Consider the following 17,365-nt stretch of genomic DNA (forward strand, 5'->3'; position numbering starts at 1 on the left):
ACAGGTGTTTCGAGATGATTCATTGAAGTGATTGTGATAAACACATTGATTTTACTGACATTTTTTATTGTTTTTTGAGATGTCGTCCAGACGTCAGTTGAGATGATTAAACATCACGGCTAAATCCAGTTCCTCTGAGCCCTAACTAAAAGCACTGTTCCAGAACCTTCTCAAGCTTGCCTACCGCTGCGCTAAATTTGGCCGGATTTTTAGCATGTAAGGCTGATAAATTACGCTGTTTCCAGCGAATAGCGGGAAGATGTTGAATATCAGGATAGCGATATAGCGACCAGTCAGGAGTGTTTTGCTTATAGCCCAGTAAAAACTGTTTATCCTGAGCGGTAAAATGAGATTTCAATGCTTGCGGCAGTAAAGTCGTTACCGACAAAAGCGATTCCAGCGACGTTTCATGCTGCGCCATACCCGAAAATTCCTGTTGGTACAGTGTAGCGATCCGTGCAATGTCCCAGTTTGGTGCCAGTAGTTCGGCGATGGGACGGGGATGACCAGCCAGATAACAAAGAAAGCCATCAAAGAGCTCACGTGTGAGGCCCGGTTTCTCCAGCATATTTAGCACATCAAACAGATCGCGTGGATGCTGGCGATCGAGCGCGGCGCAGATTTTACCGCCGTAAAGATCTGCCAGTGAAACGACATTCATGATGGTAAAGCCGAATTCCATTTCCACCTGCTCGCATATCGGCATTTCTGCTGGAGGTAACAGCAATCCACGCCAAACCGGGCTGACTTCAATCTTTATCTGCGCATCAACGGTGTTAACGATGATGCGTTTTTCATCGGCTTTATTCTCCTGCCGGATCGCTGTGATCCCCGGCCTGCCGTTCAGCGATTCCGTAATACGCATCAATGCATCGTCAATAGCGATTAGATCGGTATCACGATCTATGAAGGTTTGATAAACCAGATCGATATCTACCGATAGACGAGGAAAATCCTGCACAAATAAATTAATTGCTGTGCCGCCTTTCAGCGCGAAGCAGGGTTCTTTCGCCACATACGGCAGGGAGGTCATTAACAGCTTGACCTGTCGGGCATAAATATCACGCTGATCTATCTTCGATTCCTTTCGATTTAAATTCCCTGGGAACGGTGATTTGGTAATCCGGTTCCAGCCAGCCGCCGGGGACAATTTGCCGCTTTCCAGCGCCTATTTCTATACCACTTTTATCAAGATACTGAAAATAAGGATGTCCGTTACGCTGGGCAAGGTAGAGCATCACCCGGTTGGTTTTTACTGAATGACTGGCGCAGAGCAGTGCCTGTAATTTTCGCGGGCTGAGAAGGTGTAGACCCTGAAACAATGCATCGGCATGCTCAAATGATATTTGTGTGGGAACGCCGCTGGCGATTTCATACGCGGCAAGTTCTGGAACACTGCCAGTCAGCCGCCGATCGCCGATTTTTAGTTCTGTAGTGAATGGCATCACATCAACCGACAGGCCTGATGTGTAGATAACGACAAAGGTGGCGGATTTTTCAAAGGCGGCGAACCACCCCGGTAGCGTAATGTACGCCGGGAGCGTGAGCCAGATTTGAGGTTTACCCAGTTCGGTATAGTGGGAATAGCCCTGTAGCGCAAGGCTGGTCAGCCCTGCCACCCGTACAGGTTTTTCCCATTGGGTTTGCAGGCAATAAACCGCATCTACCCAATCCGGTTCTCGGCCCGTCCGGCAGTAAACGCCGTGCGCGATCCGCCTGAGCCAACCGTTTTGGACATAGACGTAAGAGAGCTTACGATCTATGCCGTTGCGGGTAAGCCATGATTGGAGCAACACCTGACCGGGCAGCGTGTTTTGCATCATCCAGTTTAGATAATTTGTCAAATGTCGCCTCTGACTAGACAATTTTGAAAATTATTAAACCATCTTAGGTTCATCCGTTCTGCATAACAAGATTGAGTTTAATTATTTTATGATATGTCGATTTTAAATCGACATTTTGTGAAAAATATAAACATCAGGTGGGAACGGGCAAGTAAGGGCAAATGTATTCGATCGGTTTAAACCCCTTGCGACGCATTGCCGATGGCGCTATCGTTTACCCGCACCTGCAAAATCAGGTGCCGGGATTGGTCTCCTGAAATACTTCATCGGCGACATAGGACGCGCCAGCGTCTTTTTTTTATGTCGTACGCACGGCTACATCTCAATGGTGGGCTGGGCGGGGGCACCGAAAGGTGCGCCGGTGTCCGATGAGGCCGGTAAGACCAACTCCGTTCAGTCCACCACCCGCAAGATTGGTCTCTTCGGTGGTGGTGATATCCCTACTCATCGGAGGCTGCCTTATGGCTACGAGAACTACCCACACTCACCCATTACTTACCGTTTCTTTTAGCGCCAAAACGGATTTCATCACGCTGGCCGACCACTGCGAACGCCTCGCCGAAACCTTGACGGAAACCCACGACCCAGCGTTAAAGCTGGCGCTGTGTGACAGGCTGGCGGCTTGTCTTGCACTGCTGAGGCCCACACTGAATGAGCCGATTCCGCTACATCTGACCGAACGCCTCACGGTGAATACGCGGCCTGCGGATTCTCCTTGTGCTGAACACGATTCCGAACTGCTCTGTGACTACAGCTTTGCGCTGGCTCAACTGATGGTGGGTTACGTGCTGCCGCAGGGGATTTCACACCCGTTAACGGTGTTGCTGGGGGAACTGGTGCGCTCTTTTACCGCTGGGCTGAAAGCACCGCGTTGGGTTCGTACCGCAGACGGCGTGACGTTGATTGATGAGGTGGTCGAATGAATGAGCAAGACTGGCATCCCGCCGATATTATTGCGGCACTGAAAAAGCGGGGGACATCACTGTCGGCGGTTTCACGTAACGCCGGGCTGGCTTCTTCCACGTTGTCCAATGCGCTGAAAAGGCACTGGCCTAAAGGTGAACGGCTGATTGCGGAAGCATTAGGCTCATCACCTGAACATGTCTGGCCGTCACGCTATAGCGAATAACCGAACGCAACTCAAAGCCTGCCCAAAAGCAAAAACCCGCCTTTTGGGCGGGTTCTTTAAATTAGTGGTGCCCGGACTCGGGAACATTCAGCTTTCTATTAAGTTGAAATGTAGCATAAATTTTAATCGTGGCTGTTGTCAAGACCCGTATGTTGACCCGTGTTTTCATAGATAGATCAGAATGATGGGTTCCATATATGCGAAAAACGTCCGGTTCGTTCCGTCGGTTCGATTCCCTATATCACCTGTAAATCATAATGAGATAAGCCCAACTTGAGCTGTATAATTACTCTACCGAAGAGAAGGTTGGTGGATGACATTATGCCGGCAGAAAAAGACGTTTCTGATAAACGTGTGGCATTAAATTTACGTACCGAGCCCGATGAAAAAGCCGTTACTGAGGAAGCGTTGATCGATCAGCGCATCATCATGACAGATCCCGATGCTTACCAAGAGTTTCTTACACGATTGGATCAGCCTCCTGCACCAAATGCCTCACTTTGCAACACCATGCAAACACTTGCACCGTGGGAACAGAAAAAATGAGCTCAGCCCCTGAGCCACCCCACGCCGCATTGTAAGGTTCATGCGAGCAGAGACCTAAATGCGCTCTCTAATTTGTTGTATTGTCTTTCCCTTTGACCAATAGGGAAGACAATAGTAGTGAAAAAACGTATAAAAAAGATACTGTTAAGTAAAGCGTTGGATAAGTATTTTTCCACGGTTTCGCGATATAAACGAGGACAATTGCAGGAGTTCTATCGAATCAATGTTATCAAGCGTTCGCGTTTGGCTAATAGAAATATGGATGAAATTTCATCCATAGACATTGCAGAATATAGAGATAATAGATTATCGGAATTTAACGCCAGAACGCAAAAGCCGATAAGTGCGAATACGGTACGACTGGAATTAGCATTGTTATCGGCGCTTTATAATCTGGCAAAAGTTGAGTGGGGCACATGCTCTATAAACCCTGTTGAAAATGTTCGCAAGCCTACCGTATCGTCAGGCCGTACCCGAAGGTTAACCACTCAGGAAGAACGACAGCTAACCAGATACTTCAAAGATAAAAATCCTGAATTATTGGCTATTTTTCAGATCGCATTGGAAACGGGAATGCGGCAAGGTGAAATTTTGTCGTTGAGATGGGAATATACCGATCTTCGCCTCGGCGTTGCCCATTTGCCTTTGACGAAAAATGGGACATCGCGAGACGTTCCATTATCATCAAAAGCACGGCAAATTCTGTGTGGTCTAGGTGAACGGCCACATCATGAGAATGGCTATATCTTTAGCTACACGTCGAGTGGCTTTAAAAGCGCATGGCGTGTGGCTTTGAAGGCTCTGGCTATCGACGATCTACATTTTCACGATCTCAGACATGAGGCAATCAGCCGATTCTTTGAACTGGGAACGTTAAATGTTATGGAAGTGGCGACTATATCAGGTCATAAATCAATGAATATGTTGAAACGCTATACCCACCTTCGTGCAACACACCTCGTGAGCAAACTGGATGCACATAAGAAACAGGCTAAAAAACTAGCATCCATCTTTGTTCCTTACCCAGCGGATATTGATGTCGATGATACAACGGTTACGCTGAAATTCTCCGATCTTGATAACCTGTCAGTGACGGCTTCAACGCATGATGATGCCCTGAAAATTGCCTCTGTGGAATTACTTCGATTTCAGGCTATAGCAGCGAAAAATGGTAAGAGACTTCCGCCACCCGGCGCTATCTCAGTCAATTCAGTTGATAGGGTTCTTATCAGCCCACTGTAGCGATGTAGATAACTTTTAGATGACGATGTTGAGCTAAATATCGTCATTTTTTATGTCGGGAATCTCGACTAACCAGACTGTCTATCCAGACGACGTGTTTTACATATCACACTGATAATCCGGTGCGGCATCAGGCAGAATCAGCAGGCACCTTCTTTCTGAAGTGATAAATTAAGTTTTGCAATCGAATCAATGATCCGTAACATCCATATATAACGTACAACAATCACTAAAACACACCGGATTATCAGTATGGCAAATGAGCGAGTAACTGAAGGATTGGTTCGAGATACGTTAAGGGAGCTTGGTTACTATAAAGCAGACAACGGGATCAGCATTGAAGAGCAAAAATCTGAAATATCCAGAGTTAAAACGTTGTTATCTAAAGCAAGCAAAAATGCAAAAGGAAATACAGGCTACCCTGAATTTATTATTTCTAACCTGCAAGATACGGCGTTTCTTATCGTTTTTGAGTGTAAACACGATGTGAAAAAGCACGAAAGTCAGGGTAGGAATAAGCCTGTTGAATTTGCTGTCGATGGTGTTTTGCACTATGCCAAACATCTGGCAAAGGACTATACCGTTGTTGCTGTTGCAGTCAGTGGTGAAACACGTAGTTCAATGAAAATTTCCAGTTTCTTGGTTCCCGCCGGAACATCAGAAACGAAAATTCTTACCAATGAATCAGGTGCTCCAGTGATGGAGCTGCTTCCGTTTGATGATTATTACCGACTGGCTTCTTTTGACCCCGATGTTGCAAAAAAACGCCATACTGATCTGCTCGCCTTCTCTCGGGAACTTCATGAACTCATCTGGACTAAAGCTAAAGTTTCTGAAGAAGATAAGCCTTTGTTGGTTAGTGGAACGTTAATCGCACTAATGAATGCCACATTCATGAAGACATTTGACAGTCTACCTGCAGGGGAACTGCAAGATGCTTGGCTGGGGGCGATTAAAAAAGAACTGGATAAAGCAGAGATACCCCAGGCGAAAAAAGACACGATGTTGCAGCCGTACACCTCTATAGCAGTGCACCCCAATCTGGGACGCCCTGATAGTAGAACGGTAAAAGAGTATCCAGGTGGAGTATTTAAAGAGATTATTCGGCGGATTTGTGAAAATGTATGGCCGTATATCAACATCTATCATGATTTCGATGTTGTTGGTCAGTTTTATGGCGAGTTCTTAAAGTACACTGCCGGTGATAAAAAAGCGCTGGGTATTGTACTCACACCTGGACACATCGCAGAGTTATTCTCTTTGCTCGCGAATGTCGGGCCCGAGTCACGGGTTCTAGATATATGCGCTGGCACGGGCGGTTTTTTAATTTCTGCCATGCAACACATGCTGAAAAAGGCGGTGACAGAAGCTCAACGCCAGGATATTCGTCGTAATAGGCTGATAGGAATAGAAAATAGCCCAAAAATGTTTGCGCTGGCTGCTTCCAATATGATCCTCCGTGGTGATGGCAAAGCCAACCTGCATCAAGCCAGTTGTTTTGATGATGTCATTATTCGCTCTGTAAAATACATGAAGCCTAATGTCGGAATGCTAAACCCTCCTTATGCACAATCAAAAAGTGATGCGGAACTGCATGAACTGTATTTTGTGAAGCAGATGCTGAATTGCCTTCAACCTGGTTCTATCGGTATTGCTATTGTTCCGATGTCCTGTGCGATTTCTCTTAATCCGGTGAGGGAGGAGTTACTTAAACATCATACACTTGATGCTGTGATGTCGATGCCGCCAGAGTTGTTTAATTCAGTGGGTGTTGTTACTTGTATTATGGTATGGATTGCAGGTCAGCCTCATGAATCTTCAAACCGGAAAACATGGTTTGGCTATTGGCGAGACGATGGTTTTGTCAAAACCAAACATAAAGGGCGCATAGATATTAATCATCGCTGGTCTGAAATTCGTGACCGCTGGGTTGCGATGTATCGTAATCGTGAAATACACCCCGGCGAAAGTGTGATGCAGTCTGTCACTTATTCGGATGAATGGTGCGCTGAAGCATATATTGAGACAGATTACTCGGTGTTAACAAAAGAACTGTTTGAGAAAGAAGTTAAAAAATATGTTTTATATAATCTGATGCTGGAAGCGCATGCGGTGACTCAGGAAGATGGAGTGGATGATGAAGATTGAGGAACTGTTTGAAATTCGCAACGGTATTGTCAGTTCTGGATTGAAAATCTACACCTATCCTGCACCAGGAACCATACCTTATCTAAGACCATCAAGTACTCAGCAACGGACTATTTCTGGGTGGGTGAGTGAATCCCTTGTTGGAGAAAAAAACATTTACCCGGAAGAAACGTTATTTGTTTCAACCAATGGGGAAGGTAGCCACAGTTATTCTTATGTGTCTGGTTTTAAATTTTCTTGCAACAGTGATGTCGCTGTTTTACTTCCTAAAAAAAACATGACCTTGAATGAGAAAATTTATTATTCCAGGTGTATTACAATGAATCGCTATAAATTCTCTTATGGACGTAAACCAAAAGGGGACCGGTTAAAGCAGATAATACTTCCCGATATTATTCCTGATTGGGTTGGTAATGTGATGTTAGCTAATAAAAATGATGTCTGCTCTCCCGCTAATAGAATATTAACGGAGGATATAGATGCTGAACATTTTGGGGTGTTTGTTCTCGGTGAACTATTTGATATTAGAAAAGGAAAGCGCCTGACCAAAGCGAATATGATAATGGGACGCATACCTTATGTTGGTGCGTCTGATGCAAATAATGGAGTGACAGCCCAAATAGGGCAGGATCCTATTCATGATGGAGGGACGATTAGCGTTAGCTATAATGGCTCAGTGGCCGAAGCATTTTATCAGCCAGAGCCTTATTGGGCTACGGATGATGTTAATGTTCTTTATCCTAAAGATTTTAATTTAACACCAGCAATTGCGATTTTTATTTGCACTATCATCCGCATGGAAAAATACCGATTTAGCTATGGCAGAAAATGGCATATGGACCGAATGCGAGAATCGACGATTAAATTGCCGGTTACAGTAATGGGTACACCTGATTGGACATATATGGAGACGTTGATTAATTCACTACCTTACAGCTCACAGCTATAACTTCTGTACTGTTATCCACATATCCACGGGAAAATAAGTCAGTGTTCACCAAAAGAGCAGGCGAACGGAACGGTCTGCGAGTGTCGAGCCGACTTTGTTGGTGGGTATGTGGGTAATCATTTGGCGATCCCGGATCGCATTGTTAATATTGCTTCGGTTGTATCATTTTCTTCAGATGATCACCAATGATCCACCAGCCTGTGAGGATCGCTTTCGAGTGGTTACCCCACTTCCTTCAATGTCTGAGAGGGGAGGGGGCGATGAAGAAGTGCGGCAAATCAGCGAGCCTTTGAGAGCAGATATCACCGGGTTTTAAACGACGCTATTTTACCTCAGGTTCGTTTTATTGAATGAGGGCAGCAGAGTTTTGTTACCAATACGAGTCCACTGGACGCTCACAGATCACCTTGCGGATACCCTTTAGATAAGCAAAGAAGGTGGACATATTCGTTCAGTTTGCCTGCCAACTGCGGCGGATCTGCGTATAGCCGCTTTTACGCTAATTTTCCTCAGCAAGCTATCGAACTGGCTTAGAACCTCAAGGGTTTTGGGATTTTGGGCCAGTTCGTTAGCCCATTCCGTGACTGTTTTCTTCCATAAACCAACCTGTTTTGATGTTGAATAGAACATATCAAAATCAGGCAATTACACAAATCTATGTACGGGCTCTATTCAGTAGATTACTTGATCTTTTCAACGTTATGTCTTGGCCCTCAGTTTTCTGCCGACGGGGAATTTTCGATATAAGGTATCTACTGCTACGTCATAAATCAGTGCCACCTGCTGGCGCGGGACGCCATTAGCCAGAAGATGTCCGGCTTGCGCCCATTGCTCCGGCGTTAGCTTGGGCCTGCGTCCGCCTATGCGTCCTTTAGCCCTAGCGGCAGCCAAACCTGCGCGGGTTCGTTCGACAATAAGTTCTCGTTCCATTTCAGCCATCGCCCCCATAATGTGAAAAACAAACCTTCCCATTGGCGTGGCGGTATCTATGGAGTCGGTTACGCTACGAAAATGAATCCCGCGTTGTTGCAACGTGTCCATTAATTTGACAAGTTGTCTCATGCTTCGTCCCAATCGATCCAGTTTCCACACCGCGAGCGTATCCCCCGCCTGTAATGCCTTCAGAGCACTATTGAGTTTCGGTTTTTTCTCTGTAGTCCCACTGATTTTCTCTTCAAATATCTGTTCACATCCTAGCCGTTCCAACGCTTCGCGTTGTAAATCGGTGTTTTGGTCATTTGTTGATACCCTGACATAGCCTATTAACACGCCATTTCCTCCTGCTAAAAGCACGGAGAATGCCAGATCGCTAGATAACGCTCATCTGCATAATTGTTGATTTAGGAAAATCAAAAGCGGCCATAAAACCATAAATAAATTCATCACGATTCAGCTCGTGGGTTATCTGTTCAAGCTGCTCGAAAATCCTCGCCTGATTCACTGCCATACATGATCCTTCAGAATGCATAACTTGTTTTTTGCCATAACTATATACCGCTTGTAGGTAAACCAACGATTACACAGGTGCGTCAGGGCAGTAGCCGTAACATCGCTAAAGAGCCTGGTCAGGTCGGTATCAAGAATAAACTCTGGTTTCAGTCTGCTGCGGAAGGAGAAGAGCTTGAGACTCTGCTAAATCAGTGCATTGATGACCCAGCGATAGCTAAAAATAAGATCCGCTTCGTGTTGATCACTGATTTTACTCGCTTTCTGGCTTGGGATACCGCAAGTAAAGAGCGGCTCGACATTGAAATGGACGAGTTACATAGCAACTATGGTTTCTTTTTGCCGTTAGTGGGCCTTGAGAAAGCCATTATCAGCAGTGAAAACCCTGCTGATGTGAAGGCCGCCGAGAAGATGGGGAGATTGTTTGACCTCATCCGAGTCCACAATGACCTCAGTAAGTCGGAAGATATCCATGCCCTTAACGTCTTCCTGACTCGCTTGTTATTTTGCCTTTTTGCCGAAGACACCGGTATTTTTGCCCTCGCCCAGTTCACGTCTGCTGTCAAAAGTTTTACCGAAGAAGATGGCAGCGATCTGGATTCATTTCTTTATCAGTTATTTGGTGTGTTAGATGAGAAGCCTGACAGCCCGCAGCGGCAAAGGCTACCCGCCCATCTTGCAGCATTTCCGTATGTAAATGGTGGATTGTTTGCCAGCGATGAACCGGTTCCCGAACTGCGCAAAAAAGGGCGCAAGATCTTACTCGAATGCGGAACCATGAACTGGAGTGAGATTAACCCAGACATTTTCGGCAGCATGTTCCAGGCTGTGATTGATGTGGAACAGCGCAGCCGCTTAGGGCAGCACTACACTTCATATCGCAATATCATGAAGGTGATTCAGCCCCTGTTTCTTGATCCGTTACGCGTTGAACTGGATAAACAACGTAACAATGCCAAGGGGCTTAAAGCGTTACTGGTGCGACTCGGCAAGATCAAAGTATTCGATCCTGCATGTGGATCCGGTAATTTCCTGATTGTGGCCTACAAAGCGTTACGCAATCTGGAAATTGAAGTGATTGAAGCTCTGCGTGAGCTGGAACCTCAAACATTTTCAATGAGCGGTCTTCACCTGTCACAGTTTTACGGCATTGAGATTGATGACTTCGCCAGCCAGATTGCTCGGTTATCCCTCTGGCTGGCAGAGCACCAGGTGAATAGTCAGTGGGAAAAAGCATTTGGTTTTGCGCTACCGGCATTGCCGTTACGTGAAAGCGGTAATATTCATAGTGGCAATAGTTTGTGTCTTGACTGGCACAAGGTCTGTCCTAAACAAGCTGATGACGAAGTTTATGTAATCGGTAATCCGCCCTTTTTAGGAACACTGGGACGTTCAGATGAGCAACGTGCTGATATGCAGGCTGTATTTAGCGACTTCAAAGCGTTAGGAACCTTAGATTTTGTTGCTTGCTGGTTCTGGAAAGGGGCGCAATATATTCAAAATTCACGTGCTGAGCTGGCTCTGGTAGCAACCAATTCCATTTGTCAGGGAGAGCAGGTTGCGACACTGTGGCCGCCAATTTTTTCCCTCGGGCTGAATATTCATTTTGCTTATCCAACTTTTCCATGGGTGAACAATGCCCGTGATAAAGCGGCTGTTCACGTAATTATCATCGGGTTATCAACTCAATCAAAAACACGAAAATTATATCAGAGAGTTGATGGAGAGTGGCATTGTAAGCAGGTCAGTAATATCAGTCCGTATTTGGTTGAAGGTAATCACGTTACTGTTTGTTCACATAATAAATCGTTAGTTAATGGGGTGTCATTTTTATTATTTGGCAATAAACCGACCGATGGTGGTCACTTATTGTTAAGTCGGTTGGAACGGGATGAATTACTAAAAAAAGAACCCAAGGCTGAACGCTGGATTAAAAAGTTACTGGGGGCTGATGAGTATTTAAATAGTAAAGAACGTTGGTGTTTGTGGCTGGTAGGGATAACGGATGACGAGCTTCAGACAATGCCATTTGTTTATCAGCGCGTTCAGCGTGTAGCGGAAACACGTAGAAAAAGTCCTGATAAAGGTGCGCAAAAAATGGCAGAGCGGCCACATCAATTTCGGGACTTAAATAACCCGGATAACTATATCTTGATTCCCAGTGTGTCATCGGAGCGTCGCACTTATGTTCCTCTTGGTTTTTTTAATGCAGAAGTAATTTCAACAAATGCAAATTATATTATCCCTAACGGCACGTTATACGAATTCGGAATACTTTCTTCGTTAATGCATAACGACTGGATGAGACTGGTTGCTGGTAGGTTGAAAAGTGACTATCGCTATTCTGCTTCAGTAGTTTACAACCCCTTCCCCTGGCCTGACGTTACCGCAACACAGCGCAAAGAAATCGAGATACTTGCCGAAGACGTGATTTTAATCCGAGAAGAGTTTCCCGGACATACGCTGGCTGAACTCTATGATCCTGACAAGATGCCGCAAAAGCTGTTAACCACCCATCAGGCCCTCGATACCGCGGTGGATCGACTTTACCGTGAGCGCCCATTCAAAGATGCAGCCGACCGCTTAAGCTGCCTGTTGGCACGCTATGAAGCACTGACACATAAACTGACAGCAACTCAGGCTAAACCAAGAAAGACCACAACACCGGCCAACGCAGGAATCCATAATGAATAATTTATTGCACGTTGAGTATAGTCAGACGGGGCAGAGTACCGGCCTTAATTCGATGGGAATGCGTGAAATGCAGGCCCGAGCTTTTGCTGAACGCAACAGCCAGTATTTGTTGATCAAGGCTCCTCCAGCTTCGGGGAAATCGCGTGCATTAATGTTTCTGGGGCTGGATAAACTGGAAAATCAGAGCGTGCAAAAAGCGATTGTCGCCGTCCCAGAAAAGTCTATCGGCGGCTCTTTTCAGGACACCTGTTTAACCGAACAAGGTTTTTTTGCTGACTGGCGTGTTACATCCGAGAATAATTTGTGTGTGGATGGAGGGGAAGCGGGTAAGGTTCAGGCTTTCCAACGCTTTATGCATGGCAAGGAACGTATCCTGATATGTACTCATGCGACCTTGCGTTTTGCCTTTGATAAATTAGTGGTAACAGATTTCGATAATTGCCTGGTGGCTATTGATGAGTTTCACCATGTTTCTGCCGATGGTGATAATCGGCTTGGTAATCTTATTGATGAGCTCATAAAAAAATCGAGTGCGCATATCGTTGCCATGACCGGATCATATTTCCGAGGCGATACCGTGCCGATCCTGTTGCCTGAGGATGAAGCGCTGTTCACTAAGGTGACATACACCTATTACGAGCAGTTGAATGGCTATCAATATCTTAAATCTCTGGGTATTGGTTATCATTTTTATCAGGGGCGTTATATTGATGCATTGCCCACGGTACTCGATACCAGCAAAAAAACGATTATTCATATCCCGAATGTTAATTCCGGTGAATCGACCAAAGATAAATATGGAGAGGTTGATGCTATCCTTGATGTGATTGGCAGCGTGATAAAACGCGATCCTCTGACTGGGGTTTATTATATTGCGGGAAAAAATGGCTGTGAGCTCAAATTAGCCAATCTGGTTGATGATAATCCTAACGAACGATCCAAAATCCAGGCGTATTTACGTAATATCAAAGCGGCGGATGACATGGACATCATTATCGCCTTAGGCATGGCGAAAGAAGGGTTTGACTGGCCTTACTGTGAGCATGTGTTGACGATTGGCTATCGCAGCTCTCTGACAGAAATTGTGCAGATTATTGGCCGTGCGACCCGAGATTGTACGGGAAAACCGCATGCTCAGTTTACCAATCTCATCGCTCAACCCGATGCACAGGATGATGATGTGAGGGCATCGGTCAACAATATGCTTAAGGCGATCACCACATCGTTATTGATGGAGCAGATCCTCGCTCCCAACATCCAGTTTAAGCCTCGTTCTCAATGGGACGGTCAGCCACTGCCACCCAATACTCTGCTCGTAGATGATTCCGCAACCTCACCAGTATCCCCGAAAGTGTTGGATATTTTGAACAGCGACAAGAACGAAATTATGGCCACTCTGATGGCTAACGAACAGTTGGTCAAAGAGACAATTAGTGAAACCACCCCCCCCGAAACTTTCACTCAAGTGGCTTTGCCTGCTGTGATTCAGACGCTTTACCCAGATTTGACCGACGAAGAGCAGGAACAGGTACGCATAGGAGTATTACAAAGTATGTTGATCACTCAGAAAGGGGGCGTGGTTGATTGGGAAGACCTGCCGCAGGATGCCAATGTGGATATGGCGAATGGCGCTGAAGAAGAGTCAGTAAACAGTGTCGCAGGTAAGCAGTTCCTGAAGATGGGTGAAAAGTTCATCTGTATTGATAATCTGGATATAGATCTGATAGATGCGGTTAATCCGTTCCATGGTGCTTATGAAATTCTCTCTAAATCGGTAACTGCGCCTATGCTGAAAACCATTCAGGAAGCGGTAAGTGCCAGCCGATCGCAGGTCTCTGAAGAAGAAGCAATTATACTTTGGCCTAAGATCAAGCAGTTCACCCGAGAGCAACAGAGAGAGCCGTCGCTGAATGCCAGTGATCCGATTGAGAAGCGTTATGCCGAAGCGCTCGCCTTTATCCGCAAAATGAAGCAACAGAAGTTGGCTAATCAGGAGCAGTAAAATGATCCGGTTATCGACAACGCGATTAGCGGCCAAATCAACATTAGATGAGATCCTCAGTGAAGAAGATGATCTCTGTTTATTGGATGTTCCCCCTCTGAAGCACAGGGCGAGTCCTGTCGATTTGGCTGGCAATCAGTTTGCTGAAATTGCCGCGTTTTACGATCGGCATGGCCGTCTGCCAACTGAAAACAGCGCCGCTTCTCTTGATGAAAAACGCCTGGCAAGACGATTGCGCATCATTAAAGAAAATCCCAACATATGTGCTTCATTGCAAACGATGGATTGCCGGGGGCTTCTGGCTTCAAATCATATTGAAAATAGTAGAACCCCACTAGCCGTTGAACCAACACCATTATCCTATACCAACAAATCAGAACTGGTGACTTCTTTAGAGGATATTTTTGCCGACGATGAGGACGGTTTATTAAATTTCGCAGAACCTGATATCTTCAGCTTACAGTATGTTTCTGCTGATAAAAAAGAGCAGCCAGATGACATTGCTCAGCGCCAGCCGTGTCAAGACTTCCAGCGTTTCGAACCCTTGTTTTATAGCCTGCATAAGGGCTTAAAAAATGGGGTTTTTAGTCTTGAGCGTTTTACACATAAATTGAAAATTGTTGAAGGCGATTTTTTTATTCTTAATGGGTTACTGGGATATGTCCATAGTGCTGGTGAACGTCTGGGTCAGTACCGTACTTACAACGCCCGATTGCGACTGATATTTGAGAATGGCACCGAAATGAACATGCTCTATCAATCCTTAACTCACGGTTTGGTGAGGGATAAAGAAGGGCGCAAGGTGCAACTCAATGGCAAGACGTTGCAACCATCAGATACTGCGGTGCCGACCGGCTTGGTTTATGTGCTCGCGACCACAAGTACAGACCCAGCGCTTATTCCTTATAAACAAAGTCTTTACAAAATTGGTTTTACTGAAACAACGGTGGAGCAGCGCATTGAGCATGCCGAGAAAGACCGTACTTTCCTTGAAGCACCTGTCAGGATTGTGGCTACCAGCCAGTGTTTTAACCTCAATGCCCAAAAATTAGAGGCATTGGTACATGGTTTCCTCGCTGCCCGTCGGCTCAACATTACGCTCAAGAGCCATAACGGTCAGATCTATACTCCCAGAGAGTGGTTTAATGTCCCATTGGCTACAGTTCAGGCCGTTATCCAGCACATTGTGGACGGAACTATTTCGCAGTACCGACTGGATAATACGACTGGGAAAATTGTTGCGAAACACCCTGGGTTATAAGGCTATGGCCTGTAAGTATACTAATAAGCTGAGGCATTCACTTTTAGAGCTCTTCCGACATACTGATTGTACTCAGCTTAAGAGACGCTATGCATAAGACTTGATGCAAGCACAATGAACCCCTCTCAAATCCCCCAAAACATAAGATTAATCGCATCCTTGATCTCATCGGCGCAGTCGCCAAGATCCGCAATCACTTCACCAATGACCTCAACGGGAACGTTCGATAGCTCTGTGGTCATCAGCCGATAATCTTCCCCATCGATACGAATCAGAGGGAACAAGGTTTTATTCACTTTCTCAGACAGATGATGTGCTTCGATAAGCGGGATGACCATACGCCGCTTGGGTGTCTCGACAATATCACTCTGCACATCGACAAACATTTTGTAGTGACTGGCTCGTTTGTATTCATAAACAATGAATTGCATGATCACCAATTCCTGTTTTCATCTGCAAAGGAGCCATTCTGTGTAATGAATCGGGCGACTTCCTCCATCCCTTCGCGGTTTTCCTTCTTCCACTCCTCAGCTTTTATGCGGCGGGCTTCTTTGCCAATGGCGTCATTCACTAGCCCGGAAATATTGACTCCGGCGGCACTCAGGACCTGATAATTGTCTTTGTCCACGGTAACGCTGACACGGTGTTTCATGATGGTGCTCCTCTCTTGTGCATACTTTGAGTATATACTCCGTGTGGTTGTTCAGCAATTAGTCAAAATTTAATACTAACTGTTTAAGCTCTTCAAACGTATAAACCTGAAAAACATTGCGGTGCTTCGCTTCCAGCGGGATGCGCTGATGGTTCACGATGGCGTGTTTGACACTATTTAATAGCAGTTCGATAGCCAGTTTTTTCTGTGGATCTGGCACGATGTAGAAAACATACATCCAGAGTTTTTGAGTTCGTGCCAGTAAATGATTGGTGATAATCGCTTGATAACGGGCTTTGGTTTTCAGGCGGCGTTCGGTTTCAATCGCGATGACCGTCTCGTTCGGGAGTGTGATCACTCCATCCGGGCGGTGTGTGGTTTGATAACGGTTGCGAAATGTTGTGCGGTCGCCGTGAAGCCACCCGTAAGCGCCTTGCTTCTCCAGAATAAGCCGGGCGAGCTGGTTATCAAGGTGATGTTCCAGCGTCCAGCCGGTGATTTTTGCAGGCTCAAAGCGTGCAGGAAAACCGTCATCATCTGGCGTGACGACTGCGGCCAATCCGTCGTTGGTGATCCCCCACAGTGAGATTTTCTCCATCCTTGTGCAAAACGTCTGCTTTTGAATGAATCCCATGTCGATGGCTTTTGCCAGCAACAGATACAGCGGCTTGTGATTTTTATAATCAAAAAGCAGCATTAGGGCTTTAAAGTCGCTGTAGGTTTCTTCTTTCAGAAAGGTGAGCAGAAGTCGCATTTTTTCGTGACTACGCACCCGGCGTTTATGGTAATCAGAAATCAGCATTGATCCTCCTTTGTCTCTGGCGGCTTTTTTTCGTCTTTCTCGCCTCATGACATCGACTCATATTTCTGTGAATGGCATGCGTCCATGCGATACGCCAATAGCGTGAGGCGAATGGGGTGGCCGCTCCGCAGCCATGCGCCGGAAAATACATTTCCCGGCACAAAACGGCGTGCGCCAGTTCATGCGGGCTGGACGCCCTTATTGCCTGTCGCATGGGGGTAATGTCGCGGCTGGACGCCACGCCAAAACCCCCAAGGTCAACGGCGGCACACCGTCGCACGCTACGCGCGACTACCCCCTTTGAGACGCCGTTTTTAGCCCACTTTTTCTTTTGCCCGTTCCGGTCAGCGAAAAAATGGGAAAACGCCTTCAAAGTGGGTAGTCGCGCCTCGCTACCGGCTTGTGGCCGGAGACTTAGCCACGACGGTGTGCGGGGCTGAAGCCCCCCAAATAAACCGACGCGTGGGCGCGTCTTTTTGCTCGCTGGGGCGGCAAAATTTATTCGGCTCCCCCCGGCCTGCTCGGTTTCCCTTGGGGGAAGCGCTCGCAGGTGGGTTCGGGCGACGCAAATGTGCCCTTTCTGCGAAAGCGCATTTACTCGCCTCACGCCACGGGTGAATGCCCGCGAGGCGCAGGCCTTCACCCGCCTA

General features: G+C 46.3%; 17 protein-coding genes. 10 read left to right on the forward strand and 7 right to left on the reverse strand.

The window, feature by feature from the left end; all coding sequences use genetic code 11:
- Positions 1 to 145: 145 nt before the first annotated feature.
- Entirely contained in the window at positions 146 to 1,075 is a 930-nt protein-coding gene (locus LCF41_RS02755; protein ID WP_225088086.1) for a nucleotidyl transferase AbiEii/AbiGii toxin family protein, read from the reverse strand.
- Complete coding sequence (locus LCF41_RS02760) at positions 1,062 to 1,844, reverse strand: type IV toxin-antitoxin system AbiEi family antitoxin domain-containing protein (RefSeq protein ID WP_225086791.1); 783 nt, start codon at positions 1,842 to 1,844, stop codon at positions 1,062 to 1,064. Before LCF41_RS02760 ends, LCF41_RS02755 begins: the two co-directional genes overlap by 14 nt.
- Positions 1,845 to 2,118: 274 nt before the next feature.
- Between LCF41_RS02760 and LCF41_RS22395 the strand changes: the two genes are divergently transcribed.
- The 7 genes from LCF41_RS22395 (at position 2,119) to LCF41_RS02795 (ending at position 7,858) form a co-directional block, all read left to right on the forward strand.
- Complete coding sequence (locus tag LCF41_RS22395; RefSeq protein ID WP_431191559.1) at positions 2,119 to 2,355, forward strand: ash family protein; 237 nt, start codon at positions 2,119 to 2,121, stop codon at positions 2,353 to 2,355.
- Positions 2,306 to 2,767 (forward strand): hypothetical protein, encoded by a 462-nt coding sequence (locus tag LCF41_RS02770; RefSeq protein ID WP_225086792.1) that lies wholly within the window; start codon positions 2,306 to 2,308, stop codon positions 2,765 to 2,767. Before LCF41_RS22395 ends, LCF41_RS02770 begins: the two co-directional genes overlap by 50 nt.
- Complete coding sequence (locus LCF41_RS02775; protein WP_225086793.1) at positions 2,764 to 2,973, forward strand: helix-turn-helix domain-containing protein; 210 nt, start codon at positions 2,764 to 2,766, stop codon at positions 2,971 to 2,973. Before LCF41_RS02770 ends, LCF41_RS02775 begins: the two co-directional genes overlap by 4 nt.
- 321 nt (positions 2,974 to 3,294) lie before the next feature.
- Positions 3,295 to 3,519 (forward strand): type II toxin-antitoxin system TacA family antitoxin, encoded by a 225-nt coding sequence (locus tag LCF41_RS02780; protein ID WP_225088088.1) that lies wholly within the window; start codon positions 3,295 to 3,297, stop codon positions 3,517 to 3,519.
- A 117-nt stretch (positions 3,520 to 3,636) separates the two neighbouring features.
- On the forward strand, positions 3,637 to 4,761 hold the full coding sequence (locus LCF41_RS02785; protein WP_225086794.1) for a site-specific integrase: 1,125 nt from the start codon (positions 3,637 to 3,639) through the stop codon (positions 4,759 to 4,761).
- Between the two features lie 252 nt (positions 4,762 to 5,013).
- Positions 5,014 to 6,909, forward strand: coding sequence for an HsdM family class I SAM-dependent methyltransferase (locus LCF41_RS02790; protein WP_225086795.1), 1,896 nt, complete (start codon positions 5,014 to 5,016; stop codon positions 6,907 to 6,909).
- Positions 6,896 to 7,858 (forward strand): restriction endonuclease subunit S, encoded by a 963-nt coding sequence (locus LCF41_RS02795; protein ID WP_250160547.1) that lies wholly within the window; start codon positions 6,896 to 6,898, stop codon positions 7,856 to 7,858. The genes LCF41_RS02790 and LCF41_RS02795 overlap by 14 nt, the downstream gene beginning before the upstream one ends.
- A 699-nt stretch (positions 7,859 to 8,557) precedes the next feature.
- On the opposite strand, the gene LCF41_RS02800 is transcribed toward LCF41_RS02795, so the two are convergent.
- Positions 8,558 to 9,127 (reverse strand): recombinase family protein, encoded by a 570-nt coding sequence (locus LCF41_RS02800; RefSeq protein WP_015854719.1) that lies wholly within the window; start codon positions 9,125 to 9,127, stop codon positions 8,558 to 8,560.
- Between the two features lie 40 nt (positions 9,128 to 9,167).
- Entirely contained in the window at positions 9,168 to 9,305 is a 138-nt protein-coding gene (locus LCF41_RS02805; RefSeq protein WP_225086796.1) for a hypothetical protein, read from the reverse strand.
- 77 nt (positions 9,306 to 9,382) lie between these two features.
- Here LCF41_RS02805 and LCF41_RS02810 point away from each other — a divergent pair, with 77 nt between their 5' ends.
- From LCF41_RS02810 to LCF41_RS02820, 3 genes are read left to right on the forward strand one after another with little or no spacing between them, the layout of a single operon-like run.
- Complete coding sequence (locus LCF41_RS02810; protein ID WP_225086797.1) at positions 9,383 to 11,998, forward strand: class I SAM-dependent DNA methyltransferase; 2,616 nt, start codon at positions 9,383 to 9,385, stop codon at positions 11,996 to 11,998.
- The gene (locus tag LCF41_RS02815; protein ID WP_225086798.1) at positions 11,991 to 14,000 is read left to right on the forward strand and encodes a DEAD/DEAH box helicase; all 2,010 of its coding nucleotides are present in this window, start codon (positions 11,991 to 11,993) and stop codon (positions 13,998 to 14,000) included. Before LCF41_RS02810 ends, LCF41_RS02815 begins: the two co-directional genes overlap by 8 nt.
- A 1-nt stretch (position 14,001) precedes the next feature.
- Positions 14,002 to 15,261: a GIY-YIG nuclease family protein gene (locus LCF41_RS02820; RefSeq protein WP_225086799.1), complete on the forward strand. Its 1,260-nt coding sequence runs from the start codon at positions 14,002 to 14,004 to the stop codon at positions 15,259 to 15,261.
- 125 nt (positions 15,262 to 15,386) lie between these two features.
- Here LCF41_RS02820 and ccdB read toward each other — a convergent pair whose 3' ends face one another.
- The 3 genes from ccdB to mobC are packed head-to-tail and all read right to left on the reverse strand — an operon-like array spanning position 15,387 to position 16,715.
- On the reverse strand, positions 15,387 to 15,692 hold the full coding sequence (ccdB, locus tag LCF41_RS02825; RefSeq protein ID WP_225086800.1) for a type II toxin-antitoxin system toxin CcdB: 306 nt from the start codon (positions 15,690 to 15,692) through the stop codon (positions 15,387 to 15,389).
- Positions 15,693 to 15,694: 2 nt separating this feature from the next.
- On the reverse strand, positions 15,695 to 15,913 hold the full coding sequence (ccdA, locus tag LCF41_RS02830) for a type II toxin-antitoxin system antitoxin CcdA (RefSeq protein WP_225086801.1): 219 nt from the start codon (positions 15,911 to 15,913) through the stop codon (positions 15,695 to 15,697).
- 58 nt (positions 15,914 to 15,971) lie between these two features.
- A complete protein-coding gene (gene mobC, locus LCF41_RS02835) occupies positions 15,972 to 16,715 on the reverse strand; it encodes a MobC family replication-relaxation protein (RefSeq protein ID WP_225086802.1) in 744 nt (247 codons plus the stop codon).
- Positions 16,716 to 17,365: the final 650 nt, after the last annotated feature.

Source organism: Pectobacterium colocasium, assembly GCF_020181655.1.
GTDB lineage: Bacteria > Pseudomonadota > Gammaproteobacteria > Enterobacterales > Enterobacteriaceae > Pectobacterium > Pectobacterium colocasium.

What these genes read in the sequence shown, in the direction of transcription:
- LCF41_RS02770 (WP_225086792.1), top strand. Translation starts at nt 2,306, where the DNA reads ATGGCTACGAGAACTACCCACACTCACCCATTACTTACCGTTTCTTTT.
- LCF41_RS02775 (WP_225086793.1), top strand. Translation starts at nt 2,764, where the DNA reads ATGAATGAGCAAGACTGGCATCCCGCCGATATTATTGCGGCACTGAAA.
- LCF41_RS02780 (WP_225088088.1), top strand. Translation starts at nt 3,295, where the DNA reads ATGCCGGCAGAAAAAGACGTTTCTGATAAACGTGTGGCATTAAATTTA.
- LCF41_RS02790 (WP_225086795.1), top strand. Translation starts at nt 5,014, where the DNA reads ATGGCAAATGAGCGAGTAACTGAAGGATTGGTTCGAGATACGTTAAGG.
- LCF41_RS02795 (WP_250160547.1), top strand. Translation starts at nt 6,896, where the DNA reads ATGATGAAGATTGAGGAACTGTTTGAAATTCGCAACGGTATTGTCAGT.
- LCF41_RS02805 (WP_225086796.1), bottom strand. Translation starts at nt 9,305, where the DNA reads ATGGCAGTGAATCAGGCGAGGATTTTCGAGCAGCTTGAACAGATAACC.
- LCF41_RS02815 (WP_225086798.1), top strand. Translation starts at nt 11,991, where the DNA reads ATGAATAATTTATTGCACGTTGAGTATAGTCAGACGGGGCAGAGTACC.
- LCF41_RS02820 (WP_225086799.1), top strand. Translation starts at nt 14,002, where the DNA reads ATGATCCGGTTATCGACAACGCGATTAGCGGCCAAATCAACATTAGAT.
- ccdB (WP_225086800.1), bottom strand. Translation starts at nt 15,692, where the DNA reads ATGCAATTCATTGTTTATGAATACAAACGAGCCAGTCACTACAAAATG.
- ccdA (WP_225086801.1), bottom strand. Translation starts at nt 15,913, where the DNA reads ATGAAACACCGTGTCAGCGTTACCGTGGACAAAGACAATTATCAGGTC.
- mobC (WP_225086802.1), bottom strand. Translation starts at nt 16,715, where the DNA reads ATGCTGATTTCTGATTACCATAAACGCCGGGTGCGTAGTCACGAAAAA.